This is a genomic window from Rhodococcus sp. JS3073 (genome assembly GCF_026810085.1).
GTDB lineage: Bacteria > Actinomycetota > Actinomycetes > Mycobacteriales > Mycobacteriaceae > Rhodococcus_F > Rhodococcus_F wratislaviensis.
This window is the reverse complement of sequence record NZ_CP113951.1, coordinates 5928889-5951614: the sequence shown is the minus strand read 5'-3', so window position 1 is coordinate 5951614 and position 22726 is coordinate 5928889. Positions and strand designations below refer to the sequence as shown.

The following is a 22726-nucleotide window of genomic DNA, read 5'->3' as shown; positions in this document are numbered from 1 at the left end:
CTGGTCGGGTGAACAACGTCGACGCAGTGGTCATCGGATCCGGTCCCAACGGACTCGTCGCGGCCGCGACCCTGGCCGACGCGGGCTGGGACGTCGCGGTCGTGGAGGCGCAGCCGACGCCCGGCGGTGCGGTGAGGTCGGCAGAACTCGTCCCCGGCTTCACCTCGGACCTGTTCAGCGCGTTCTATCCCCTGTCCACCGTGTCGCCCGCGCTCCGCGGTCTCGACCTCGAGTCGCACGGACTGCGGTGGAGTCATGCGCCCAGCGCGCTCGGTCACGCCCGCTCGGCTGCCGACGAGGACGCGCCGGTGATCCACCCGAACCCCGCGGACACGGCCGCCGACCTCGAACGCCGTCAACCTGGTGACGGTGCCGCGTGGACGGCGCTCGTCGAGCAGTGGCACGACGTCAAGGAACCCCTGCTGAGCACCCTGTTCAGCCCGTTCCCGCCCGTGCGGGGTCCGAGCCGACTGCTCCGACAACTGGGCACGGCCGAGTCGCTGCGACTGGCCCGGTTCCTCCTCCTGCCCGCACGGCGGATGGCGCATGAACTGTTCCGCAGCGAGGCGGCTCGACTTCTGTTGCTGGGTAACGCGATGCACGCCGACACCCCGCCGGACGCACCGGGCAGCGGCGTCATGGGTTACATCCTGACGATGCTCGCCCAGGACGGCGGTTACCCCGTTCCGGTGGGCGGGGCGGGCGAGTTGTCGGCCGCGATGGTGCGCCGCGCCGAGCACGCCGGTGCGCACTTCCACTACGGCGACGCCGTGACCGGGATCGACGTCCGGTCGGGTAAAGCTGTGGGTGTTCGGACGGCGTCGGGTGTCCGCTACACGGCTCGTCGGGCGGTGATCGCCGACGTGTCCGCGCCCGCCCTGTACGGGTCGCTGCTTCCGGACCACGCCGTCCCTGCCCGCGTGCGCGCCGACCTCGACCACTTCGAGTGGGACACGCCCGTGCTGAAGGTCAATTACGCCTTGTCGGAGAAGATCCCGTGGCGGTCCCCCAGCCTGAGCGGTGCGGGCACCGTCCACTTGGGCGCCGACGACAACGGGCTCGTCCGCTGGATGGCCGACCTGACCACCGGCACCATTCCGGCCAGCCCGTTCCTGCTGTTCGGGCAGATGACGACCGCGGACCCCAGCAGGTCACCGGAGGGCACCGAAAGCGCCTGGGCGTACACACATCTACCGCGGGACATCACCGACGACGCGTCCGCCGATCTGCTCGCGACGCGCGTCGACGACGTCCTCGAGGCACACGCACCGGGTTTCTCGGAGCGGGTCGTCGGACGCGTCGTACAGCGCCCGTCGGATCTCGAAGCGGCCGACGCGAATCTCGTGGGTGGCGCCGTCAACGGCGGAACGGCGCAACTCCATCAACAACTGGTGTTCCGGCCGGGACCGGGCACGTCCCGTTCGGAGACCCCGGTCCAGGGCCTGTACCTGGGAAGCGCCTCGGCGCACCCGGGTGGGGGCGTACACGGGGTGTCGGGCCTGAACGCCGCCCGCGCCGCGCTGGGCGAGGACGGACCGCGTGGGTGGCTGCGGCGACGTACCTCGCGCGCCGTGATCGACCTGTTGTCTAAGGGACCGATACCCTAATTTGTCCCGTGCCGGGGTACCTCACCGTGCAATGATCTGAGTCGTCGTGTTCGGACCACGAAGGGGCATCATGCAGCATCGAGAATCATCCTTCGCCGGCGTCGGCGGAATTCCCATCGTCTACGACGTGTGGCTCCCCGAGCGGCGCCCGCGCGGCGTGCTGGTTCTGTGCCACGGCTTCGGCGAGCATGCCCGGCGCTACGACCATGTGATCGAGCGGCTCGGGGAACTCGACCTCGCGATCTACGCGCCCGACCACCGCGGGCACGGGCGGTCGGGCGGCAAACGGGTCCATCTGAAGGACTGGACCGAGTTCACCGACGACCTGCACCAGTTGTTCGGCATCGCGTCGACGGACTGGCCCGGCACCGACCGGTTCCTCCTCGGGCACAGCATGGGCGGGTCCATCGCGCTGACCTACGCACTCGACCATCAGCAGGATCTGAAGGCACTCATGCTGTCCGGGCCTGCGGTCGACGTGACGAGCGGCACGCCGCGCATCGTGGTCGAGATCGGCAAGCTGGTGGGGCGCTTCCTCCCCGGGGTGCCCGTCGAGTCGCTCGACGCGAAGCTGGTGTCCCGCGATCCTGCGGTCGTGTCGGCCTACGAGGAGGATCCCCTCGTCCACCATGGCAAGGTCCCGGCCGGGATTGCGCGCGGGATGATCCTCGCCGCCGAACGGTTGCCGGAGCGTCTGCCGTCCTTGACAGTTCCCCTGCTGCTCCAGCACGGCCGGGATGACGGACTCGCGAGTGTGCACGGCACGGAACTCATCGCCGAGTACGTCGGTTCGGAGGATCTCACGGTGGAGATCTACGAAAACCTGTTCCACGAGGTGTTCAACGAACCGGAGAACGAGGAGGTTCTCGACGACCTCGTCGAGTGGTTGCGGCCGCGCGTGCAGGCCTGATTTCGGCGGGGGTGTTCTGCACCCCCGGACGATGGGTGCCAGGATGGGCTGATGAAACGTCACGTCAGCGCCACTCTCGACATCGCGGTCACCGACGCCACCAGTCTCGAATTCAAGATCGCGGTTGCCCGGACGCCCGGTTCGGAGTTGTCGGAATCGTTGACGTTCACCCTCGACGGTAACCGTGTCGAGGCACGGGAGATGGTGGCGGAGCACGGCACTCGCGTCCACCTCCTGGACAGCAAATCCGGATCGCTGCACGTCGAGTACTCGGCTTCGGTTGCGGGTAAAGCTGATTCGCCTCCGGTCACCGACTACGACCTGTCGAAGTATCTGCGCCCGAGCCGATATGCGGAGGCGGACAAGTTCTTCGGCTTCACCGGCGGTGAATTCAATCTGTCCAAGCCGCACCCGGAACTGCTGCAGGACATCACCACGTGGGTGGGGTCGCGGCTGCTGTACCAGGCGGGTTCGAGCAGATCCACCGACAGCGCCGTCGACACGATGCTGTCCGGGGCGGGCGTGTGCCGTGACTTCGCTCACCTCACGGTGGCGCTTCTGCGGGCCGTCACCATTCCGGCGCGGCTGGTGGCCGTGTACGCGCCGGGGTGCGACCCTATGGATTTCCATGCGGTCGTCGAGGCGTTCGTCGATGACGAATGGCGTGTGGTCGACGCGACCCGATTGGCTCCGCGTTCGGCACTGCTGCGGATCGCGACCGGTCGCGACGCCGCGGACACCGCATTCCTGGACAACCACGGAGGGGCGATCACGCTCGAGAACACCGTGGTGACCGCCGTCGTCGACGGCGAGTTCCCGTCCGACGACTACGCGACACCCACCTCGTTGACCTGACGGATCAGGTTGCGTCCGAAAGCCTTTCGGTGAGCACGCCCACCTGAATCTTCTTGGCGTCGGAGTGCACCTCGCGGCCGGCGTCGGTGACGTCGACGAACACGCCTCGCCGGTCCGCCTCACACAGCGCCCGCGCGACCAGGCCCGCCTTCTCCAGCCGGGCCACGCTCCGGGACAGGGCGCTGGGGCTGAGGTACATCTCGGCCGCCAGGTCCTGCATCCGCGGTCGCTCGCAGGTGGCGTCCATCAGTCGGTCGAGTGTCTCGAAATCACTCATGCTCAGGCCGTGAGCGTGTTGCATCTCACGATCCAATTCGCAGGCGATCGAGTTGTATCTGCTCGCGAGCAGCCGCCACGTGCCGCGCAGGTCTGCTTCAGAGCTCATGTCCCGCACCCTAGCGCGCGTACGCAAAAGGTGCAAGCGAATTAAATGCAAACGAAATTAGTGCTTGCGCATTGATTGCACGTGCATCTACATTCTCCCTGTGACTATCAGCGACGCCACCCCGGACCTCGCCCCCTCGTCGGGCGCCACCGCCACCCCGTCGACCGACCAGGCCTGGACACCCCGCCTCTGGGGCGTCCTGGCCGTGCTGTGCCTCGTCATGTTCCTCGACGGTCTCGACGTCTCGATGGTGGGTGTTGCGTTGCCCTCCATCGGAACCGAGTTGGGGCTGTCCACCACCTCGCTCCAATGGATCATCAACGGATACGTACTCGGATTCGGTGGTCTGTTGCTGCTGGGCGGACGCACCGCCGACCTCCTCGGACGCCGCCGCGTCTTCCTGATCGCACTCACCGTGTTCGCGATCGCGTCCCTGGTCGGCGGGCTCGTCGACAACGGCACGCTGCTCATCGCGAGTCGTTTCGTGAAGGGCCTCGCCGCCGCGTTCACCGCGCCTACCGCGATGTCGATCCTCACCACCACGTTCAAGGAAGGGCCCGCCCGTAACCGGGCCCTGTCGATCTTCTCCGTCTTCGGAGCGAGCGGCTACTCGTCCGGCCTGATCCTGGGCGGACTGCTGACCAGCGCCGGGTGGCGCTGGACCTTCCTGATGCCGGTGCCGTTCGCGGTCCTCGCCCTGGTCGCGGGTGCCGTCCTGATCCCCCGCGACCGCGCCGCCGACAACGGCGGACACGACATCGTGGGAGCCGCCACGTTGGTGTCGGGAATGCTGCTCGCCGTCTACACCGTCGTGTCGGCACCGGCCCGCGGCTGGGCCGATCCGCTCACGCTGGGCTCGTTCGCACTGGCCGCGGCCCTGTTGGCGTCGTTCTTCGTCGCGGAGAACCGGGTGGCGCACCCGCTGGTGCGTCTGAGCATCCTCCGGGCCGGGTCGATCGTGCGGGCGAACCTCAGCATCGTCGCGCTGTTCGGCTCCTACCTGAGCTTCCAGTTCATGATGACCATCTTCCTGCAGTCGGTGCTCGGATGGTCGCCGCTGGAGATGGCGCTGGGTCTCCTGCCCGCCGGCATCATCGTGGCGTTCGGATCGCCGTTCGTCGGACGCCTGATCGACGCGTTCGGCACGGCACGCATGATCATCGCGGCACTGACCTCGTTGAGCCTCGGCTACCTGTGGTTCCTCTTCGCGGGGAGCGATCAGCCCCACTACGCGGTCGCGATCCTGCCGAGCGTGCTGCTGCTGGGCGTCGGTTTCGCACTGGGCTTCACGTCGATCATGGCCCAGGCCACGTCGGGCGTCGACGACTCCGAGCAGGGGTTGGCGTCGGGCCTCGTGCAGACGTCCGCGCAGGTGGGCGCCGCGCTCGTGCTGGCACTCACCACCGCGCTCGTCACCGCCGGCTCGCACACGGCCACCGGTGTCAGCGGCGCCGGATTCCACCAGTTCCACTCCGGCCTCGTGCTCGTCACGGGAGTCGCGCTGCTGGGTCTGCTGATCACGGTGTCACCGCTGCTGCGCAGGGTCCTCAACCCCGCATAGGCCCGGAACGGCAGAACGGGTGGGCACGGGCCCACCCGTTCTGCCGTTCAGTCGTTCAGGCCGAGTGCCGCTTCGATTCCGTGAGCGCGCGCGACGCGAAGTCGACGGTGAGCCCGATGATCGTGCGGCTCTCCCGCAGCACCTTGCCGATCACCGGAAATGCGTGGATCTGCCCACTCCAGATGTGGGTCTCGATCTGCCGTCCCTCGCGATCGAACCTGTCCGTGATGATCTCGACGTCGGGCCGCATGATTTCGTATTCGGCGGCGGTGAGGAAGACGGGCGGGAACAGCGCCGGATCCGCGTTCACCGGCGACTGGGCACCCGGAATCTGATCGGGCCCGGCCAGCCAGCGGTCCTTCAGCTTGGCCACCTGCGACATCGGCAGGTACGCATCACGCTTCATGAAATCGGGGTCGTGATCCTCGAGGTCGAGGTTGAGCAGCGGGGAGTATCCGATGACGGCCGCCGGGCGGGTGATGCCCCGCAACGCGGCGACTTCCGCGACCTTCATCGCCAGATATCCGCCCGCCGAGTCCCCCGCGACGATCACCCTGGTGGGGTCGTCGCAGACCTTCAGCACCTCGGTGTACGCGGTCATGGCGTCCACCAGCGACGCCCCGATCGCCCCCTTGGGAAGCTGCCGGTACTCGACGGAGACGACGGGCGCACCCGAACGCGCGGCGAGCAACCCGCACAGTGCGCGGTGGGTGGCGAGCCCGCAGAACACGAATCCACCGCCGTGGAAGTAGAGGATGGTGGCGCCGTCCATCGACGTGACCGTGGGTCGCGGATGAGTGATCTTCTCGCACGGCACCCCGCCGAGCGAGATCGCCTCGATGTCGAGGCCCTTCGGCTTGGGAAGCCGGTCGATCAGCTCGTCGAGGGTCGCCAGCAGTTCGATGCCGCGGTCCGTCGTCGGCCATATCGTGAACAGCGGTTTGACGAAAGCCCTGGCAAACCAGAACGTCATGCGCGCCCGCCGACTGACATCCCAGTGCCACACGATCGATTCACGCGTTCGCATACTGCCCTCCGTTGTATCGGACGCTTGTCCAGCCAACTGGACACCCTAGGGCGATCCGGAGAGAAACGCACCCGAAACCGTCACGTCCGCTCCCCGAGACCTCCCGCCACGGTAGGACGAAGTCGCCCGTTGCCGAGCGACTTCGACGGATTTTCGTCGGATTGCCCAAGGTTCACCGAGCCAGTCGCTCCTCCAGCCGGGCAATGATCTCGGTCGCCACCTGGGTGGGTGATCCGCCCACGTCCACCACGATCGCGTCCTCGTCCGGCTCGATCGGTTCGAGCGTCGAGATCTGTGTGTCCAGCAACGACGGGGGCATGAAGTGGTCGAGCCGGGCCGTCAGCCGTTCCCCGATCTGCGCCCGCGACCCGGCGAGATGCACGAAGACGACGTTGTCGCCCCGCAGCACGTCGCGGTAGCTGCGCTTGAGCGCCGAGCAGGTGATGACCCCGGGCAGACCGTTCTCGGTGTGTTCCCGAATCCACCCCGCGACGACATCGAGCCACGGCCAGCGGTCCTCGTCGGTCAACGGCTGCCCCGACGCCATCTTCGCGACATTCGCGGGTGGGTGCAGGGCGTCTCCCTCCTGCAGGTCCCAGCCCATGGCGCCGGCGATGATTCCCGCGACCGTCGACTTCCCGGACCCGGACACCCCCATCAGCACGAGGACCGGATCCGCGGTCTGCGGCGTGCGTCCTGCAGGTTCGCGCGTACTCACGTGCATCTCACCAACCTCACTCGACATTTCTCAGCCCCCTTTAGATGAATACGCTCAGTGCGAGGACACCGGCCAGACCGGTGACGGAGATGATGCATTCCATCACCGTCCACGTCTTCAGGTTCTGTACCACCGTGACGCCGAGGTATTCCTTCACCAGCCAGAAGCCCGCGTCGTTGACGTGCGACAGGAACAGCGAGCCGGACCCGATCGCCAGCACCATCAGCGAGACGTGCGTGGAGGTCAGTTCGGCGGCGACGGGTGCGAGGATTCCGGACGCGGTGACCGTCGCGACGGTGGCCGATCCGGTGGCGACGCGGATGAGTACGGCCACGAGCCAGGCGAGGAACAGCACGGGAAGGGCGCTGTCCTTGATCGCGTCGGCGATCACGTCGGCGATGCCGGTGTCGATCAGGACCTGCTTGAATCCGCCGCCCGCGCCGACGATGAGGAGGATCCCGGCGATCGGGGGCAGCGAACTTTCGAGCGAGACGGCGATGGCCTTGCGGTCCATGCCGCCACCCCGGCCGAGGAGCGCCATCCCGGCGAGCACCGCGAGTCCGAGGGCCACGACCGGTGTTCCGAGGAAGTCGAGCAGCGCCTTCGCGGGCGACTCCGAGTCGGCGGCGACGACGTCGGCGATCGCCTTGCCCAGCATCAGGACGACAGGCAGCACGATGGCGGACAGGGTGGCCGCGAAGCTGGGCCGGCGACGCTCGGCGGCGGCCTCGGCGCCTTCCCGGTCCTCGACGGTCACGTAGAGCTCGGGGACGGGGACGTCCACCCAGCGTGCCGCCAGCTTGCTGAACAGCGGCCCGGCGATGACGACGGTGGGAATCGCGACGAGGACGCCGAGGGCGAGGGTGAGTCCGAGGTTGGCGTTCAGGGCCGCGACCGCGACCAGTGGCCCGGGGTGCGGCGGAACGAGACCGTGCATGGCCGACAGACCCGCCAGCGTGGGAATCGCGATCCGCATCAGCGACAGTCCCGAACGCCGTGCGACCAGGATGATGACGGGCATCAACAGCACGAGGCCGATCTCGAAGAACATCGGCAGGCCGATCACGGCGCCGACCAGCGCCATCATCCACGGCAGCGACCGCGGGCCCGCTCGTCCGACGAGGGTGTCGACGACGCGGTCGGCGCCACCGGAATCGGCGAGCAACTTGCCGAACATGGCACCGAACCCGATCAGGATTCCGACGCTGCCCATCGTGGCCCCGAAGCCCTCGACGAACGACTTCACCGAGTCTTGCCCACCCAGACCTGCGGCGATGCCGACGCCGACGGCGCCGATCGACAGCGCGAGGAACGGGTGGAGTTTGAGCCAGGTGATCAGCGCGATGATCACGGCGACGCCGACGACGGCGGCCGTGATCAGCCGCGCGTCGTGGCCGGCACTGTCGGCCGCTGCGAGTAGTGACGCGGTACTCATTCTGTTGCTCCAGGGAGATCGGTGATGGAATGACCCTTGTTCGTGACTCAGGTCACTCTGCCTCATAAACCATATGATTTCAAGGCCGAACGCAATTAAGTACTACTTAGAGTCTGAATCGCGCGCCAACGTGTGTTCAATGGGGCTAACCGTGGGAACATCGGCGGATGACCAACGCAGACGGCGGCGAGTACCGGCAATTGCACGAGACGGTGCTCGATCGACTGGGTAGCGACATCGTGGCCGGGGTCGTCGCACCCGGCACCCGGATCTCCGCCGACGACGTGGTCACCCAGTACTCCGTCTCCCGCACCGTCGTCCGCGAGGTGGTCCGCGTCCTCGAATCCCTCGGGCTGCTGGCCGTGCGGCGTCGCGTCGGGATCACCGTACTGGGTGAGGAGCACTGGAATTCGCTGGATCCGAGCGTGATTCGGTGGAAGCTGGCCGGCCCACAGCGATTCGAGCAGCTGTCGAGCCTGAGCGAACTACGGTCGGGCATCGAACCTCTCGCCGCGCGTCTCGCAGCGACGCGGGCGACGCCGGAACAGTGCGGGGCGCTGACGGCGGCCGTCATCGGAATGTCGTCGACGTCCCGCGCGGCGGACACGGACGCCTACCTGGCTCACGACTCCGACTTTCACCGCACACTGCTGACCGCGTCGGGGAATCCGCTGTTGCGCGCGATGTCGCAGATCGTCGTGGAGGTGCTCGAGGGCCGCACCCGGCACTCGTTGATGCCGCACGTCGCCGAGACCGAAGCCATCCGCCTGCACGGCGTGGTGGCGTCGTCCATCCAGATGGGCGATGCCGATGCGGCGGAGGCGGCCATGCGCGCGATCGTGAGCGAATCCGCGACGGCAGTCGAGCAGATGAAGGACGAAGAAGACACCCACGAGTGACGTACTCGCGGGTGCCTCCTTGGTGGCGTGGTCGGTACTACGCGGCCGAATCCGAATGCATCGCTTCGAGTTCCACGCCCTTCGTCTCCTTGACCCAGCGCAACACGAAGACGAGTGACAGCACGGCGCACACAGCGTAGAAGCCGTACGAGATTCCCAGCGAGAAGTCCTTCATGGACGGGAACGTCACAGTGATCAGCCAGTTCGCCGCCCACTGGGCGCCTGCGGCGAGCGACAGGGCGGCGGCCCGGATGCGGTTGGGGAACGCCTCGCCGAGCAGGACCCACACCACAGGACCCCAGGACATTCCGAATGCCACCACGAAGAGGTTGGCGGCGACGAGCGCGATCGGGCCCTGCAGTCCGGTCAGCTGCGGCGTCGTGACACCGTCCACGACGGTGGTGGATGCGGTGCCGAAGATGAACGCCATGGTCGCGAGCGTCACGGCCATGCCGGCGGAGCCGATGATCAGCAGCGGTCGCCGGCCCACCCGGTCGATGTAGGCGATGGCGATGAGGGTGGTGGCGATGTTGACCACCGACGTGATGACCGTGATCTGCAGTGAGCTGCCCTCGTCGAAGCCGACGGCCTGCCACAGGACGCTGGAGTAGTAGAAGATCACGTTGATGCCGACGAACTGCTGAAAGACGGAGAGTCCGATGCCGATCCACACGATCGGCATGAGGCCGAACGCGGAGCCCTTCAGATCACGGATCGACGGTTGTGTCTCACGGGCCAGCGTCGAGCGGATGCTCTCGATCTTGAGGTCCAGACCCTTCTCGCCGAGCAGGACCGCGAGGATGCCGCGAGCCTCACCGAGGCGGCCCTGGGCGATCAGGTAGCGCGGGGATTCGGGAATCGTCAGCGACAGCAGTCCGTAGGCCAGTGCGGGCACGCACATCGCGAGGAACATCCAGCGCCAGGCCTCGAGCCCGAACCACAGTTCTTCCTGCGACCCACCGGCGAGGGCGGCGAGGGCGTAGTCGACCAGGAGCGAGACGAAGATGCCCGTGACGATCGCGAGTTGCTGCAGCGACCCGAGACGTCCGCGCACCCGGGCGGGCGAGATCTCGGCGATGTAGGCGGGTGCGATGACCGAGGCCAGCCCCACACCGATGCCGCCGACGATCCGGAACGTCACCAGCATCTCGACGTTGGCCGCGAATCCGGTGCCGATGGCGCTCAGCAGGAACATCACGGCAGCGGCCCGCATGGTGACGAGGCGTCCGTACCGGTCGGCGATCCGCCCGGCCAGCATCGCTCCCGCCGCGGCGCCCAGCAGTGCCGAGGCGATCGCGAATCCGAGGAGAGCGGAATCGACCTGGAACTTGCCTTCGATCGCCGACACCGCGCCGTTGATCACCGCACTGTCGTAGCCGAACAGCAACCCGCCGAGTGCGGCGACGACCGCGATACGGACGGGAACCGAAGTGCCCTCTGCTGTGTCGCCGGGCGATTCCGCACCGGGCAACAGGACGTTTTCAGTCATGGGACTCCTCGTGAGCAAGGGGGTGATCGAGACTCGGATCGAGCCGAGGCCTGCGCGAGAGCGCATTCGTTGTGGTGTGGAACACAGTAGGCAACGGAATAGGGAACCGTCAAGATGTGAACACAAATACACGAACAACACCGCGCAAATGTTCACTAATGAACGACCTGACCGTCACGAGCGCAGAGTTCACCCCACAAACTGATGTGAGAATTCAGCGGCGAACAGTCAGGCCGGAAGCGCGGATCGCAGACCCAGCGCGACGGCACCGAGCACCTGCGCCCGGGGACCGAGTTCGGCGACGCGGATGTCCAGGGAACGGACCGCGCTGGGCACCGCGTAGCGTCCGACCACCTCACGCATCGGCCCGAGCAGCAGTTCCCCGGCCAGCGCGAGTTCACCGCCGATGACGAGACGTTCGGGATTGACGAGGTTGCACAGGCTCGCTGCGGCGACGCCGACGTGCCGTCCCGTGTCGGCGAGCACCCGGATGCAGGCGGCATCTCCGCCCTCGGCCATCGCGACGATGTCGGCGATGGTGAGGTCGGGGCCGCGGCTCGGTGCGAGCAGGCCGATCACGACGTGCGAGGCGACGAGGGTCTCGAGGCAGCCGCGGTTGCCGCAGCGGCATACCTGACCGAACTCGTCGAGTGTCAGATGGCCGATTTCGCCTGCGGTGCCGCCTCTTCCGCGGTACAGCCGGCCATCGAGGACGAGTCCGGCACCCACTCCGTCGGACAGTTTGATGTAGGCGAGATCGGTGGTTCCCCGGCCCGCTCCCCACATGTGTTCGGCGAGCACGCCGAGGTTCGCATCGTTGTCGACGTGCACCGCGGTGCCGAGATACTCCGACGCGATGGCTGCCGCGTCGACACCGACCCACCCCGGGAGGATCGACGGGCCGCCGACCTCACCGGTATCGGTCTCGAGCGGCGCCGGCAGACCCATGCCGACCGCGAGAACGGACGTACGGTCGCAGCCGAGGCGATCGAGGGCCGCGTCCAGAAGAGCGCCCGCCTGCACCACGCCGTCCTCGGCGCGGTGCCCCGCGCCGAGTTCGACGCGCTCCTCGGCCAGCACTTGGTGGGCCATGTCGGCGACGGCAACGGTGAGATGGCGGTGCCCGAAGTCGATCCCGACCGCGAGCCCCATCTTGCGGGTCAGCTTCACCGCGCGGCCCCGCTGGCCCGGGTGGTCGCCGCCGGGCACGGCGACCATCCCGGCCGCGGTCAATTCCTTGACCATGTTCGAGACGGTGGCGGGGGCCAACCCGGTGCGACGCGCGATCTCCGCCTGGGTGAGCTCACCCGACGTCTGGAGTGCGCGGACCACACGGTGCTGGTTGGCGGACTTCAGCGAGGACTGAGAACCCGGCCGCTGGGAGTCACCGTTGTCACTGTCGCGCACGACATCACCGTACCGCGCCGCTTCCCCCGCTACCGGGCGAGTGCCGCCGCCTCACGCGCGAGTCCGCTGATCCGGTCCCAGTCCTTCAGCTTCACGGCGTCGGCGGGCGTGAGCCAGGATCCGCCGACACAGCCGACGTTGGGCAGCGACAGGTAGTCGCCGACGTTCGACGTCGAGATGCCGCCGGTGGGGCAGAACCGTGCCGCCGGAACGGGTGAGTGGATCGAGCCGAGGAACTTCGCGCCACCCGACGCCTCTGCCGGGAAGAACTTGAGTTCGCGGTAGCCGTGCTCGAGCAGGAAGAGCACCTCGGAGACCGTCGCCGCACCCGGGAGGTGCGGCAGTCCGGTGTCCGTCATGGCCTTCAGCAGAGTTTCGGTGCTCCCCGGTGAGACCAGGAACTGCGCTCCCGCGTCGGCCGCCTGCGCGGCCTGTACCGGTTCCACGATCGTGCCCGCGCCGACGCAGATTTCCGGCACCTCGCTCGCGATCGCCTTGATGGCGTCGAGCGCGCAGGGCGTGCGCAGGGTCAGTTCGATCATCGGGATGCCGCCGGCCACCAGCGCGCGGGCCACCGGCACTGCGTCGCCGAGGTCGTCCACGACGACGACGGGGATGACCGGGACGCGGTCGAGGAGGGAGGGGCTGTTCGTCACTGAATACTCCTTAGACGGGTTGGGGGTGGAAAACGCTGGCGCCCTGGGTCGCCGGTCCGACAGCGGCTCGCAGGCCGGCGAAGAGTTCGCGCCCCGTGCCGACCCATTCGTCGGCACCGAGCGCACGACCGGTCGCCGGGCGGGCGGCCAGTTCCTCGTCGTCGAGGTGCACGTTCACGGATCCGGTCACCGCGTCGACGGTGAGGACGTCGCCGTCACGCACCCGCGCGAGGGGTCCGTCCGCGGCCGCCTCGGGGGTGAGGTGGATGGCCGCGGGAACCTTCCCGGAGGCACCCGACATCCGGCCGTCGGTGACCAGCGCGACCTTCCGGCCCTGATCCTGCAGAACACCGAGTACCGGTGTGAGCTTGTGCAATTCGGGCATGCCGTTGGCGCGCGGGCCCTGGTACCGGAGCACGGCGACGAAATCACCGGTCAACGTGCCCGCCTCGAACGCGGCCAGGAAGTCGAGCTGATCGTCGAAGACCCTGGCCGGAGCGGTCACCACACGGTGGTCCGGGTGGACGGCCGACGTCTTCATCACGCACGAACCAAGGTTTCCGGTCAGCATCTTGAGGCCGCCGTTGACGTCGAACGGATCTTCCGGTCCGCGCAACACGCTGGTGTCGAGGCTGATTCGCGTGCCCGGCTGCCATTCGACGCCTTCGCCGGACAGCTTCGGTTCCTCCGTGTAGCGGCGGAGCCCGGGGCCGACGACGGTCTTCACGTCCTCGTGCAGCAGTCCCGCGTCCAGCATCGACGACACGACGTAGCCGAGGCCGCCGGCCGCGTGGAAGTGGTTCACGTCCGCGGAGCCGTTGGGGTAGATCCGGGCGAGCAGCGGCACCACCGCGGACAGTTCCGACAGGTCGTCCCACGTGAGGGTGATTCCGGCGGCGCGGGCGATGGCCACGAGGTGCATCGTGTGGTTGGTCGAACCGCCGGTGGCGAGCAGCGCCACGCAGCCGTTGACGACGGCCTTCTCGTCCACGACCTCGCCGACCGGCGTGTAGTCGTCGCCGAGCGCGGTGAGACCGGTGACGCGCTTTCCCGCCTCCGACGTGAGAGCCTCGCGCAGCGGGGTCCCCGGGTTCACGAAGCTCGATCCGGGCAGGTGCAGGCCCATGACCTCCATGAGGAGCTGGTTGGAGTTGGCCGTGCCGAAGAACGTGCAGGTGCCTACACCGTGGTAGCTCGCCGCCTCCGCGTCGAGCAGTTCCTCGCGATCGGCCTTGCCCTCCGCGTACAACTGCCGCACGCGCGACTTCTCGTTGTTGGGCAGACCGGACGTCATCGGCCCGGCCGGGACGAAGATCGTCGGGAGGTGACCGAACCCCAGGGCGCCGATGAGCATTCCCGGCACGATCTTGTCGCACACACCGAGCATGAGGGCACCGTCGAACATGTCGTGGGACAGTCCGATCGCCGTCGCCATCGCGATGACGTCGCGGCTGAACAGCGACAGCTGCATGCCGTCGCGTCCCTGGGTGATGCCGTCGCACATCGCGGGGACACCACCGGCGAACTGGGCGATGCCGCCGGCTTCCATGACCGCGGCCTTCAGCTGCCGCGGGAAGTGCTCGAACGGCTGGTGCGCCGACAGCATGTCGTTGTACGACGAGACGATCGCGATGTTGGGCTTGACGAAGCTGCGCAGCGCCTTCTTGTCGGCCGGGCCGGACGCGGCGAAGCCGTGCGCGAGGTTCGCGCAGGCCAGCTTGCCGCGCGCCGGGCCGCGGTCGGCGGCCTGACGGATACGGTCCAGGTAGATCGTGCGCTCGGGCTTGCTGCGCTCGATGATGCGTTCGGTGACGGCGGCGAGGACGGGGTGCACGTCGGCCGTCGGTGTGGGTGCGTCGGTCATGCGGTGACTCCTTCGTGCCAGGCGCGGCCGTCGCGCTCGATCAGGGTGGTTGCGTCGGTGGGTCCGTTGGTGCCCGCCGGGTAGCGGCGCGGGGCGCGCTCGGACTTCTCCCAGCCGACGAGGATCTGCTCGACCCACTCCCAGGCGGCCTCGACCTCGTCGCGGCGCATGAACAGGGTCGGGTTACCCCGGACCACATCCATCAGCAGCCGCTCGTAGGCGTCGGGTGACGGACGCTTGAACGTCTCGATGTAGTTGAGGTCCAACGACACCGGCTTGAGCCGGATACCGCCGGGGCCGGGTTCCTTCGCCGTCATGTGCAGCCGCATGCCCTCGTGGGGCTGCAACTGGATCACCAGGCGGTTGGGTTCGCTGTGGCCCTCGCTGCCGGGGAACATGGGGTGCGGGACGGGCTTGAACTGCACCACGATCTCCGAGCAGCGCCGGTCCATGCGCTTGCCGGTGCGCAGGTAGAACGGCACGCCGGCCCAACGCCAGTTCTGGATCTCGGCCTTGACGGCGATGAACGTCTCGGTGGTGCTCTCCGGGTTCTCGACGTCCTCCTGGTATCCGGGGACGGCGATCCCGTCGGCGAGGCCGGGGCCGTACTGGCCTGCGACGGTGCAGCGTTCGACGTCCTGCGGGCTCATCGGCTTGAGGGCCTGGAGGACCTTGAGCTTCTCGTCTCGCACGGTCTCGCGGTCGACGTAGGTGGGCGGTTCCATCGCGACGAGGCAGAGCATCTGCAGGAGGTGGTTCTGCAGCATGTCGCGCAGGGCACCCGCCGACTCGTAGTAGCCGCCGCGACTGCCGACTCCGAGCGACTCGGCGACGTTGATCTGCACGTGGTCGATCGACGAGGAGTTCCACAGCGGTTCGAGGAACGTGTTGGCGAATCGCGTGACCAGGAGGTTCTGGACGCTCTCCTTGCCGAGGTAGTGGTCGATGCGGAAGATCTGCGACTCCTCGAACACGGCGCCGACCGCGTCGTTGACGGCGCGGGCCGAGGCGAGGTCGTGTCCGATCGGCTTCTCCAGCACGACGCGGGACTGCGCGTCGGCGAGATCGTTCAGGGCGAGGTTCTCACAGATCGGCCCGAACAGACCGGGAGCGCACGCCAGGTAGAAGACCCGGATCGAACCTTCCCGCGCGGCGAGACACTCGCTGAGGCCCGCCCAGTTCGTGGGGTCCGCGGCGTCGACGGAGACGTATTCGAGGCGATTGAGAAATCGCTCACAGGTGTCCGAATCCAGCTGATCGCCGGACACGAACCGCGCGAGTTCGCCTCGCACCTTGTCGCGGTAACCGTCGGTGTCGAGACCGGCTCGCGAGGCACCGATCACGCGGGTTTCGGCGGGCAGCTGGCCGTCCCTGTCGCGCAGGTAGAGCGCGGGAAGCAGCTTACGAACCGCCAGGTCGCCGGTTCCGCCGAACACGACGAAATCGCACGGTTCCACGGTGGTCGCTGGTGACATGTCATCTCCCTCTGAAAGCCGGATGTGTGGGCCGTCACAGACGACAGTAGGCGACCTTTCGCTTTCGATCAATACAGACTTAAGTATTTCGGCGAACAAAGATCCGGGCCTTACGTTGTCAGACGCGTGTCCGGTTGGTTGAATGGCCTGCATGCGGACGCCTCGCTCGACGACCTCCCCGGCGACGGGTGGCGACGTCTTCGCCCTCATTCGCGCAGGGCAAGCAACGACGCGCACCGAGATCGGCACCCTCACCGGCCTCTCCCGCACCGCGGTCGCGGCGCGGGTCTCCTCGCTTCAGGCGTCGGGGCTCGTCGTCGAACGCGAGGAGGGTGTCTCGACCGGGGGTCGGCCGCCGGTGAAGCTCTCGTTTCACGTTCAGGCCGGTGTCGTGCTGTCGGCGGCCATCGGCCGGAGCCGCACTCAGCTGGCCATCTGCGACCTCGCCGGCGACGTCATCGTCGCCGAGGACGTGGAGCAGGAAATCGGCACCAGCCCGGCCGAGCTGATGCCCGTCATCGCGCAACGCCTCATCGCACTGCGCGAGAGTCTGGGCGAGACCGCGGGCAGGACGGTCGGGATCGGGATCAGCCTCCCCGGAACCGTCGACACCGAACGCGGGTGCAGCCTGAACTCCCCCATGATGTCGGGCTGGGACGGCGTCCCCCTCCAGCCGTTCCTCGCCGACGTCACCGACGCACCCGTCTTCGTCGACAACGATGCCAACGTCATGGTGCTGGCGGAGCGGCGCGGAGAACGCCGCGACTTCGCCGACATGCTGCTCATCAAGGCGTCGACTGGTCTGGGCGCCGGCCTCGTGTCCGGTGGCGTCCTCCAGCGTGGCGCCCTCGGCGCGGCAGGCGAGATCGGGCACACGAAAACCGCAGCGGCACAAGGAGTCGTGTGCCGCTGCGGTGATGTCGGGTGTATCGAGGCCGTCGCCGGCGGGTGGGCGCTGGTCCGCAATCTGCAGGAGCAGGGACGCGAAGTCACCCACATCCGCGACGTGATCACCCTCGCCCTGGCCGGGGACGCCGAGGCCCGGCGGATGATCCGCGAGAGCGGACGGCAGATCGGCGAAGTGTTGTCGGGTGCGATCAACCTCCTCAATCCGGAGGTCGTGATCGTCGGCGGTGACATGGCGCAGGCCTACGACACGTTCGTCGCCGGGCTACGCGAAACCCTGTACGGCAACGCCATCGCCGTTGCCACCCAACAGCTTCAGATCCTCCCCTGGACACACGGGGAACTGTCGGGAGTCGTCGGCAGCGCCACCATGGCACTCGACCACGTCCTCAGCGTGCGCGCGGTGGACCAGCTGCTGGCGCAGCAGAAATAGGCGGCTCCGCCGCCTGTGCGTGGTTGACGAGTCCAGAGACTCGCTAACCACGCACGGGCCCGGAGGGCCTACTTGACGTCGGAACCGTGCTTGGTGAGCGGCATGATCTCGATGTTCATGTACGGGAACAGTGGAAGGTTCCACAGGATCTCGTGCAGTTCGTCGGCCGACTCGACGTCGAAGATGCTGATGTTGCTGTACTGCCCGACGATCCGCCAGATCTCGGGCCACTTGCCGGAGCGTTGGAGCTCCTGCGAGTACGCCTTCTCCTTGGCGATGGTCTCGTCCCGGACCTGCGGGTCGAGGTCGCGGGGAATGGCGACGTCCATGCGGACGTGAAAGAGTGCCATCGGGTGGTGTGCTCCTTAGTTCCTGGTCCAGGTCTTGACTGCGTCCATGTTGAGCTCGATTCCGAGGCCGGGCCCTTCGGGCAGGAACACCTGACCGTCGGCGTAGCGGATCGGTTCCTGCAGCAACTCCTCGCTGAACAGCAGCGGCCCGAACAGTTCGGTGCCGAAGTCGATGCCGGGCTCCGCGCACGCGAAGTGGATGGACGCCGCGGTGCCGATCGGGCCTTCGATGGACGTGGCTCCGTGGCAGGCGATTCCGGCTGCCTTCGCGATCGCGACCACCTCGCGGCTCTTCTTCAGGCCGCCACATTTGGTGGTCTTGAGGGCGATGACGTCCGCGGCTCCGCGCCGTGCGACCTCGAGGGCGTCGTGCGGAGTCTGCACGCTCTCGTCCGCCATCACCGGGACGGGGACGAGTCGGTTGAGCTCGGCGAGGACCTCGAGCTGCTCACCGGGCGTGGGCTGCTCGATCAGTTCGACGCCGCCTTCGACGAGGCGGGGCACGTACTTCAGCGCAGTGAGCCTGTCCCAGCGGGCGTTGACGTCGATGCGGACGCCGGCCTTGCCCTGCAGAGCCTGCGCGATCTGGACCACCCGGGCAGTGTCGACCTCGGGATCGAGCGCACCCATCTTCAGTTTGAAACTGAAGTGCCGCTTCGACTCGACGAGCCCGAGCGCCTCCTCGATGATCTCCTCGGCGGGTGCGGCGCCGAGGGCCCACGTGACGTCGACACTCTTCCGGAAGGCGCCGCCGAGCAGCGTGTGCACGGGCACACCCAGGCTGCGGGCCCAGGCGTCGTGCAAAGCGACGTCGACGGCGGCCTTCGCGAAACGGGCATTGGCGACGACTCGTTCGATGTCCGACATGATGCCGGTGATCTCGTCGACACCCCGCCCCAGCAGCACCGGGACGATGTACCGCTCGACGATCGCCTGCATCGTCTCCACCGATTCGCCGCCCCACCACGGGCCGCCGGGGACGACGCCCTCGCCGTAGCCGGTCACGCCGCCCGCGGTCGTGACGGCGACGAGCAGCAGCGGCTGCGCCGTCATCGACGTGGTGGCGAACTTGTGGGGACGCACCAGCGGCACATCGAGGATCGTCGTTTCGACGGAAACGATCGACAGGTCGGTCATCGGATCACTTTCTCTACGGGTGGAACGGGTCACGCGGGGTCGAGCACGAAGTTGTAGGTGACGTAGTTCTTGCCGTCGTCACCGGTCTTCGGGTCGAGGATGAGTTCCGGCTTGGTCGCCGACGCGACGTCGCTGTCGATCCACTCGCCGCCCTTGAAGTACAGCTGCGTGGTCACCGATTCCTTACCGGGCGCGGACACGATGAGGTGCAGGTGCGCGGGACGCCACGGGTGACCGTCCTGCGCCTCGATGAACTGACCGGTCGGGCCGTCGGTCGGGATCTGGTAGGGCGCCGGCTGGATCGTGGTTATCTCGTAGCGGCCCTCCTCGTCGGCGATGATGGTGCCGCGCAGGTTCCACTCGGGCAGGTGCGGGGCGAACTGCGAGTAGTAGCCGTCGTTGTCCGCGTGCCACAGTTCCACCTTGGCGCCTGCGAGGCCGTTGCCGTCGAGATCGGTGACCTGGCCCGAGAAGACGAGCGGGGTGATCTTCTCGTCCTCGGGACGCATCGGCAGGGTGCACTTCGACGGCAGCTCGGGAGAGTTCTCGATGTAGTACGGGCCCTCGATGCTGCCCTTGGTGCCCTTGCGGCTGCGGGCGAGAACCTCTTCGACGGAGTGCTCGATGAACACGTCGAGGAACAGCGGCCACTCGCCGCCCTCGCCGACGTCGATGAGCCACTGCTTGAAGACGCGGTACTCGGGGTAGGTGACGCCGTGCTTCAGGATCACGTCGTTGAGTGCGCCGAGCGCATCCTTGGCAATGGCCGCGAGCCGCTCCGGCGAGGTGTCGGCGGTGACGCGCTCGGCCTTGAACTTGTCGGTCGCGGCGGAGCCGGATCCGGCGGCGGTGGGGCTCTCGGTGGTGGTCATCTGTTTCTCCTTGGGCTGGGAGGGGAGCGGATTGGGCTGTATCGAGTTTTGGGCGGCGCGGTGGGTGTTCACGCGCCGAGAGTCTTGCTTCTGTACGCTCTGCGTACTACTATCACGCTGTGCGTACACCACTACTGTGCGCGCAGTCACATTGAAATGTCAACCCCGAGTCCGAATACGCACACGAATCGCTGGTGGAGGCCGCAATGACCGAGAGCGATCGCGATTACATCCAGAGCATCGAGCGTGGTTTCGCCGTGCTGCTGGCGTTCGACGCCCAACGCCCGAACCCCACGCTCGCCGAACTCGCCACGGAGGCGGGACTGTCGCGCCCCGCCGTCCGCCGGATCCTGCTCACCCTGCAGAAGCTGGGGTACGTCGCCGGCGCGGGCGGGCGGTGGTCTCTCACCCCCCGTGTGCTCAGCATCGGACAGCACTACTCGGAGTCGCACGCGCTGATCGAGGCCGCGATGCCCCGACTGCTCGAGGTGGCCGAGAAGACCCAGGAGTCCGCGTCGCTCGGCGTACTCGACGGCGCCGACGTGGTCTACGCGGCTCGAGTCCCCGTCCGGCGGATCATGAGCATCAACGTCTCCGTCGGCACCCGCGTCCCCGCCTACGCCACATCCATGGGCCGCGCGCTCCTCGCCTGGGCTCCCGCCGACGTGGTCGAGCGGGTGGTCGCCGAGTCCACGTTCCAGAAACTCGGGCCCGAAACCATCGGCACGGCAGCCGAACTCGAGCGGGAACTCGCCAAGGTCCGCGAGCAGGGATTCGCCCTGACGTCCGAGGAACTGGAGAAGGGGCTGATCTCGCTGGCCGCCCCCGTCCGCGACGCAGGCGGCACAGTGGTCGGCGTCGTCGCCTGTTCCACGTCGTCCGCGCGCAACACTCCCGCGCAGTTCCGAGAACAGGCCGTTCCGTGCGTCCTGGCCGCCGCGGCCGCCCTGAGCTCGGACATGGGCTACGCCGGCTGACGGCGTCACGTCGGTCAGACCGGGTCGAGCACGAAGTCGCAGGCGACCTCGCCGCCGGCACTGACGCCGACGAGCGACTCCACGGCGGACGCGCCCACTTCCCGCGACGCGCCCGGCGTCGGAACCAGCCGCGTCTCGAGCGGACGGAAGCCCCGCGCATGCACGATCACGTTGACGTGACCCACGTCGGCTTCGCTCCGGGCGCTGGAGAATTCGCACGGTGCGGGCTGCACGGTCGAGATGTCGAAGCGGCCACCGGCGCACGTGACGACGATGCCGCGCAGGTTGTTGCGCAGAATCTCGACGGAGTACCCGGAGTAGCAGCCGTCGGCGTCCGCGTGCCAGATCTCGAGTTCCGCCCCCGACAGTGGTTCGCCGTCGCGTGAGCGCACGACCCCCGCGATGCGGAGCGGAGTTCCCGGTTCGCCGGGGAGCGCCGCGAGGTTCGCCTTCCATGGCAGCACTCGCTGCGCGGGGAGGTAGAACTCCCGGTCGACGTGGTCGAGGCCTGCCCGGTCCACGTGAGGTGCGGTCGTCGTCGACGTCGAGGTCATCACCTGATCCGATCACTCGTACGCTGTGCGTACATTGAGAACGCTGTGCGGTCGATGTCGAGTGTGCGCGTGGTCACACGCATTCGTCAACCTCCGGTCTGTTCACATCGCGGACGGGTCGGCCGGGTGCATCTGTGGGATAATTTCCCCGCCACCGGCGGACAACGACGTTTCGCCGTCCCCGGTTCGCGCCCTCGTGCCGGCCACGTCGAATTCCCGAGGATCACATCGATGACCACGCCTCCTCGCAGCATCACCCTCCGCTTCCTGGCCGCACCCACCGAGGTGGCGACGCTCGGAGGGGCCGTCCAGGGGGGCCGGATCCTCGAATGGATCGACAAGGCCGCCTACGCCTGCGCGGTCGGCTGGAGCGGGAGCTACTGCGTCACCGCCTACGTGGGAAACATCAAGTTCACCCGGTCCATCGAGTCGGGACACCTCGTCGAGGTCGAAGCGCGGCTCGTCCACACGGGGCGCTCGAGCATGCACATCCAGTGCACCGTGTCGTCGGCCGACCCGCGGACCGGGCAGTTCACCGAGGCCAGCAACTGCCTGATCATCTTCGTGGCCGTCGACGACTCCGGAAAGCCGACGAGTGTGCCGCCGTGGCAGCCCGTCACCGCCACCGACCGAGCGGAGTCCGAAGAAGCGGTCATGCGCATCGGCCTGCGAGCCGACATCGAAGAGGCGATGAGCAAGCAGAATTACACCGACGCGGGCACCGCACCGGAATCGCTCACCCGGTTCCTCGCCGCGCCCACCGACGTCAACTGGGGCGGCAAGACCCACGGCGGAACCGTGATGCGCTGGATCGACGAGGCCGCCTACCTGTGCGGCACGTCGTGGAACGGCACACCGTGCGTGTCCGTCTACGCCGGCGGGGTTCGTTTCTACCGCCCGATCCAGATCGGTCACGTCGTCGAGGTCGACGCCCGCCTGCTGCACACCGGCGCGCAGACCATGCACATCTCGGTGCACGTGCGGTCCGGTGACCCGCGCACCCGGGAGATGAACCTGACCACCCACTGCCTCACCGTGGTCGCCGCCGTCGACGAGGACGGCGCCGCGACGGCGGCGCGGCAGTGGGTTCCGCAGTCCGACGAGGATCGCAAACTGGAGGCGCACGCCCGCGAACTCATCGCACTGCGCGACCGGGCGCGAATCGGCGCCCTGGCCTGACCCGCCCGAGTAGCGTCACGGGAAACGGTC

General features: G+C 67.7%; 21 protein-coding genes. 8 read left to right on the top strand and 13 right to left on the bottom strand.

Annotated elements, in window-relative coordinates; all coding sequences use genetic code 11:
- The first annotated feature begins 8 nt into the window (after positions 1 to 8).
- From OYT95_RS26860 to OYT95_RS26850, 3 genes are all read left to right on the top strand, one after another.
- Complete coding sequence (locus tag OYT95_RS26860; protein ID WP_037230966.1) at positions 9 to 1607, top strand: phytoene desaturase family protein; 1599 nt, start codon at positions 9 to 11, stop codon at positions 1605 to 1607.
- A gap of 70 nt (positions 1608 to 1677) precedes the next feature.
- Positions 1678 to 2517, top strand: coding sequence for an alpha/beta hydrolase (locus tag OYT95_RS26855; RefSeq protein ID WP_037230968.1), 840 nt, complete (start codon positions 1678 to 1680; stop codon positions 2515 to 2517).
- A 51-nt stretch (positions 2518 to 2568) separates the two neighbouring features.
- Complete coding sequence (locus tag OYT95_RS26850; RefSeq protein ID WP_268789602.1) at positions 2569 to 3372, top strand: transglutaminase-like domain-containing protein; 804 nt, start codon at positions 2569 to 2571, stop codon at positions 3370 to 3372.
- Positions 3373 to 3376: 4 nt separating this feature from the next.
- Here OYT95_RS26850 and OYT95_RS26845 read toward each other — a convergent pair whose 3' ends face one another.
- Positions 3377 to 3757 carry a MarR family winged helix-turn-helix transcriptional regulator gene (locus OYT95_RS26845; protein WP_112302520.1) on the bottom strand — a complete coding sequence of 127 codons (381 nt, stop codon included), beginning with the start codon at positions 3755 to 3757 and terminating at the stop codon, positions 3377 to 3379.
- 64 nt (positions 3758 to 3821) lie between these two features.
- Between OYT95_RS26845 and OYT95_RS26840 the strand changes: the two genes are divergently transcribed.
- The gene (locus OYT95_RS26840; protein WP_112302519.1) at positions 3822 to 5318 is read left to right on the top strand and encodes an MFS transporter; all 1497 of its coding nucleotides are present in this window, start codon (positions 3822 to 3824) and stop codon (positions 5316 to 5318) included.
- A gap of 55 nt (positions 5319 to 5373) precedes the next feature.
- Here OYT95_RS26840 and OYT95_RS26835 read toward each other — a convergent pair whose 3' ends face one another.
- The 3 genes from OYT95_RS26835 to OYT95_RS26825 form a co-directional block, all read right to left on the bottom strand.
- Complete coding sequence (locus tag OYT95_RS26835) at positions 5374 to 6345, bottom strand: alpha/beta hydrolase (protein WP_037230973.1); 972 nt, start codon at positions 6343 to 6345, stop codon at positions 5374 to 5376.
- Between the two features lie 172 nt (positions 6346 to 6517).
- Positions 6518 to 7069, bottom strand: a complete 552-nt coding sequence (locus OYT95_RS26830; protein WP_037230974.1) for a gluconokinase — start codon at positions 7067 to 7069, stop codon at positions 6518 to 6520.
- 34 nt (positions 7070 to 7103) lie between these two features.
- A complete protein-coding gene (locus OYT95_RS26825) occupies positions 7104 to 8498 on the bottom strand; it encodes a GntP family permease (RefSeq protein ID WP_268789601.1) in 1395 nt (464 codons plus the stop codon).
- Positions 8499 to 8665: 167 nt separating this feature from the next.
- Here OYT95_RS26825 and OYT95_RS26820 point away from each other — a divergent pair, with 167 nt between their 5' ends.
- Positions 8666 to 9397: a FadR/GntR family transcriptional regulator gene (locus OYT95_RS26820; RefSeq protein WP_005251406.1), complete on the top strand. Its 732-nt coding sequence runs from the start codon at positions 8666 to 8668 to the stop codon at positions 9395 to 9397.
- A gap of 37 nt (positions 9398 to 9434) precedes the next feature.
- On the opposite strand, the gene OYT95_RS26815 is transcribed toward OYT95_RS26820, so the two are convergent.
- From OYT95_RS26815 to zwf, 5 genes are all read right to left on the bottom strand, one after another.
- Complete coding sequence (locus tag OYT95_RS26815; RefSeq protein ID WP_268789600.1) at positions 9435 to 10886, bottom strand: sugar porter family MFS transporter; 1452 nt, start codon at positions 10884 to 10886, stop codon at positions 9435 to 9437.
- A gap of 228 nt (positions 10887 to 11114) precedes the next feature.
- Positions 11115 to 12293, bottom strand: a complete 1179-nt coding sequence (locus OYT95_RS26810; RefSeq protein ID WP_037230981.1) for an ROK family transcriptional regulator — start codon at positions 12291 to 12293, stop codon at positions 11115 to 11117.
- A gap of 29 nt (positions 12294 to 12322) precedes the next feature.
- A complete protein-coding gene (eda, locus tag OYT95_RS26805; protein WP_037230984.1) occupies positions 12323 to 12949 on the bottom strand; it encodes a bifunctional 4-hydroxy-2-oxoglutarate aldolase/2-dehydro-3-deoxy-phosphogluconate aldolase in 627 nt (208 codons plus the stop codon).
- A gap of 10 nt (positions 12950 to 12959) precedes the next feature.
- On the bottom strand, positions 12960 to 14813 hold the full coding sequence (gene edd, locus OYT95_RS26800) for a phosphogluconate dehydratase (RefSeq protein ID WP_037230986.1): 1854 nt from the start codon (positions 14811 to 14813) through the stop codon (positions 12960 to 12962).
- Positions 14810 to 16288 carry a glucose-6-phosphate dehydrogenase gene (gene zwf, locus OYT95_RS26795; protein WP_128641425.1) on the bottom strand — a complete coding sequence of 493 codons (1479 nt, stop codon included), beginning with the start codon at positions 16286 to 16288 and terminating at the stop codon, positions 14810 to 14812. Before zwf ends, edd begins: the two co-directional genes overlap by 4 nt.
- 151 nt (positions 16289 to 16439) lie before the next feature.
- Between zwf and OYT95_RS26790 the strand changes: the two genes are divergently transcribed.
- On the top strand, positions 16440 to 17627 hold the full coding sequence (locus OYT95_RS26790) for an ROK family transcriptional regulator (RefSeq protein WP_037230991.1): 1188 nt from the start codon (positions 16440 to 16442) through the stop codon (positions 17625 to 17627).
- A 68-nt stretch (positions 17628 to 17695) separates the two neighbouring features.
- On the opposite strand, the gene catC is transcribed toward OYT95_RS26790, so the two are convergent.
- Genes catC through catA form a run of 3 tightly spaced genes read right to left on the bottom strand, consistent with a single transcriptional unit; the run spans position 17696 to position 19986 of the window.
- Positions 17696 to 17977 (bottom strand): muconolactone Delta-isomerase, encoded by a 282-nt coding sequence (gene catC, locus OYT95_RS26785; RefSeq protein ID WP_037230994.1) that lies wholly within the window; start codon positions 17975 to 17977, stop codon positions 17696 to 17698.
- 15 nt (positions 17978 to 17992) lie between these two features.
- Entirely contained in the window at positions 17993 to 19114 is a 1122-nt protein-coding gene (locus OYT95_RS26780) for a muconate/chloromuconate family cycloisomerase (protein ID WP_037231037.1), read from the bottom strand.
- A gap of 29 nt (positions 19115 to 19143) precedes the next feature.
- The gene (gene catA, locus OYT95_RS26775) at positions 19144 to 19986 is read right to left on the bottom strand and encodes a catechol 1,2-dioxygenase (protein WP_037230996.1); all 843 of its coding nucleotides are present in this window, start codon (positions 19984 to 19986) and stop codon (positions 19144 to 19146) included.
- A 206-nt stretch (positions 19987 to 20192) separates the two neighbouring features.
- Here catA and OYT95_RS26770 point away from each other — a divergent pair, with 206 nt between their 5' ends.
- Positions 20193 to 20963 (top strand): IclR family transcriptional regulator domain-containing protein, encoded by a 771-nt coding sequence (locus OYT95_RS26770; RefSeq protein WP_037231039.1) that lies wholly within the window; start codon positions 20193 to 20195, stop codon positions 20961 to 20963.
- 14 nt (positions 20964 to 20977) lie between these two features.
- On the opposite strand, the gene OYT95_RS26765 is transcribed toward OYT95_RS26770, so the two are convergent.
- Entirely contained in the window at positions 20978 to 21517 is a 540-nt protein-coding gene (locus OYT95_RS26765; protein ID WP_268789599.1) for a dioxygenase family protein, read from the bottom strand.
- A 231-nt stretch (positions 21518 to 21748) separates the two neighbouring features.
- On the opposite strand from OYT95_RS26765, the gene OYT95_RS26760 reads away from it, so the two are divergent.
- Positions 21749 to 22696 carry an acyl-CoA thioesterase gene (locus OYT95_RS26760; RefSeq protein WP_112302512.1) on the top strand — a complete coding sequence of 316 codons (948 nt, stop codon included), beginning with the start codon at positions 21749 to 21751 and terminating at the stop codon, positions 22694 to 22696.
- Positions 22697 to 22726: the final 30 nt, after the last annotated feature.

Excerpts from the sequence above, each read along its gene's own strand:
- OYT95_RS26770 (WP_037231039.1), top strand. The coding sequence starts at position 20,193 with ATGACCGAGAGCGATCGCGATTACATCCAGAGCATCGAGCGTGGTTTC.
- OYT95_RS26760 (WP_112302512.1), top strand. The coding sequence starts at position 21,749 with ATGACCACGCCTCCTCGCAGCATCACCCTCCGCTTCCTGGCCGCACCC.
- catC (WP_037230994.1), bottom strand. The coding sequence starts at position 17,977 with ATGGCACTCTTTCACGTCCGCATGGACGTCGCCATTCCCCGCGACCTC.
- OYT95_RS26765 (WP_268789599.1), bottom strand. The coding sequence starts at position 21,517 with ATGACCTCGACGTCGACGACGACCGCACCTCACGTGGACCGGGCAGGC.
- OYT95_RS26825 (WP_268789601.1), bottom strand. The coding sequence starts at position 8,498 with ATGAGTACCGCGTCACTACTCGCAGCGGCCGACAGTGCCGGCCACGAC.
- zwf (WP_128641425.1), bottom strand. The coding sequence starts at position 16,288 with ATGTCACCAGCGACCACCGTGGAACCGTGCGATTTCGTCGTGTTCGGC.
- OYT95_RS26850 (WP_268789602.1), top strand. The coding sequence starts at position 2,569 with ATGAAACGTCACGTCAGCGCCACTCTCGACATCGCGGTCACCGACGCC.
- OYT95_RS26830 (WP_037230974.1), bottom strand. The coding sequence starts at position 7,069 with ATGCACGTGAGTACGCGCGAACCTGCAGGACGCACGCCGCAGACCGCG.
- OYT95_RS26780 (WP_037231037.1), bottom strand. The coding sequence starts at position 19,114 with ATGACCGACCTGTCGATCGTTTCCGTCGAAACGACGATCCTCGATGTG.
- catA (WP_037230996.1), bottom strand. The coding sequence starts at position 19,986 with ATGACCACCACCGAGAGCCCCACCGCCGCCGGATCCGGCTCCGCCGCG.
- OYT95_RS26815 (WP_268789600.1), bottom strand. The coding sequence starts at position 10,886 with ATGACTGAAAACGTCCTGTTGCCCGGTGCGGAATCGCCCGGCGACACA.
- OYT95_RS26855 (WP_037230968.1), top strand. The coding sequence starts at position 1,678 with ATGCAGCATCGAGAATCATCCTTCGCCGGCGTCGGCGGAATTCCCATC.
- edd (WP_037230986.1), bottom strand. The coding sequence starts at position 14,813 with ATGACCGACGCACCCACACCGACGGCCGACGTGCACCCCGTCCTCGCC.
- OYT95_RS26790 (WP_037230991.1), top strand. The coding sequence starts at position 16,440 with ATGCGGACGCCTCGCTCGACGACCTCCCCGGCGACGGGTGGCGACGTC.
- OYT95_RS26845 (WP_112302520.1), bottom strand. The coding sequence starts at position 3,757 with ATGAGCTCTGAAGCAGACCTGCGCGGCACGTGGCGGCTGCTCGCGAGC.
- OYT95_RS26835 (WP_037230973.1), bottom strand. The coding sequence starts at position 6,345 with ATGCGAACGCGTGAATCGATCGTGTGGCACTGGGATGTCAGTCGGCGG.
- OYT95_RS26820 (WP_005251406.1), top strand. The coding sequence starts at position 8,666 with ATGACCAACGCAGACGGCGGCGAGTACCGGCAATTGCACGAGACGGTG.